The sequence below is a fragment of the Paramesorhizobium salinisoli genome, assembly GCF_003335045.1.
GTDB classification, from domain to species: Bacteria; Pseudomonadota; Alphaproteobacteria; order Rhizobiales; family Rhizobiaceae; genus Paramesorhizobium; species Paramesorhizobium salinisoli.
This window is the reverse complement of sequence record NZ_QOZG01000079.1, coordinates 1-1,395: the sequence shown is the minus strand read 5'-3', so window position 1 is coordinate 1,395 and position 1,395 is coordinate 1. Positions and strand designations below refer to the sequence as shown.

Here is a 1,395-nt window from a genome sequence, read left to right as displayed (position 1 = left end):
TGAACTGATGGGGTGGATGCCCCCTCCGGCGGGCATCGGCGTATGATGCCAGCCCAGCGCCATGGTGGCGCTCAAGGAGGAAAGGCAGATGACAGCGGTGCATATCCTTGCGATCGACCTCGCAAAGCGGAGTTTCCAGGTCTGCGCAACGGATCGCGGCGGTGCGGTTCTATTCAACCGGGTGCTTTCACGGGCTCGATTGCAGCAGCTTTTGAGTGAGCAGCCGCCGTGCATCGTCGCGATGGAAGCCTGCGCCACCAGCCATTTCTGGGGTCGCTTTGCTCAAGGCTGCGGCCACAAGGTACGACTGATCCCGCCCATTTACGTAAAGCCGTTCGTCAAGCGGCAGAAGAATGACGCGGCCGATGCAGCAGCAATTGCAGAGGCAGCGCTGCGCCCGAACATGCACTATGTTGAAGTCAAAAGCGCCGAACATCAGGCGCGTGCGGTGGCGTTTCGAACGCACCAGTGCTTCGTGCGCCAGCGCACCCAGCTCATCAATGCGTTGCGAGGGCACCTCGGCGAATTCGGGATCGTCGTTGCTCAAGGACCAGCCAATCTCACTGCAGTGGCAGGAGTTCTGGCCAATGAGACAAATGATCTCCCCAATGGAGTTAGAGAGATTGGTCAGCTTTACCTGGACCAGATCAGGCTGCTGACCGAGAAGATCGATGGGCTGATGCTGAAGCTTCGAGAAGCGACCAAGGCGAATGAAGATATGCGTCGACTTTGCACCGTTCCCGGCGTCGGCCCCGTGACCGCCGGCGCGATCCTCGCGTTTGCTCCCGATCTTCGTGCATTCAAGAGCGGCCGGAATTTCGCTGCCTGGCTCGGCCTTGTGCCCAAGCAGCACTCCACGGGTGGCAAGACACGACTGGGCGGTGTCAGCAAGATGGGACAGACCGATATCCGAAAGCTACTGATCGTCGGAGCCATGAGCCTGATCCGCTGGATAGTGCGCAAGGGCGTGTTACCTGACAACTGGCTTGGAGGCATTCTGGGACGAAAGCCTCGCATGGTGGCGGCTGTTGCGCTCGCCAACAAGATGGCGCGGATCATATGGGCAATGATGACCAGGGAGCAGAATTACAGAATGGCGTAATCCGCTGCCTTTTTCGAAAGGTAATGCGGTGATGCCTGGGGCCAAAAGCCCCGGTGGGAAGATCGACAGACGGAACGATGCGGAAAGGACTTCAATGTTCAGAATGGGGTAAACCAGTCCCGGCGCTCGAGCACAAAGCTCTCTGAACCGACGTGGTCCCTGTTCTTCGAACTGCATCCCGGCCCGTGGCTAATCAGGCCACATCAAGAGGCCTGACACACGACCGATAGAATTCCTCGTTCGCGGACTACCGTCAAAAAATCTTCTTGCCAAACCGGGGGCATCCACACACG

The 1,395-nt window shown here is 58.6% G+C and carries 1 protein-coding gene; it reads left to right on the top strand.

The genetic code is table 11. From position 1 onward, the window contains the following. Positions 1 to 88 precede the first annotated feature (88 nt). The gene (locus tag DUT91_RS24955) at positions 89 to 1,102 is read left to right on the top strand and encodes an IS110 family RNA-guided transposase (RefSeq protein ID WP_114443048.1); all 1,014 of its coding nucleotides are present in this window, start codon (positions 89 to 91) and stop codon (positions 1,100 to 1,102) included. The last annotated feature ends 293 nt before the right edge of the window (positions 1,103 to 1,395 follow it).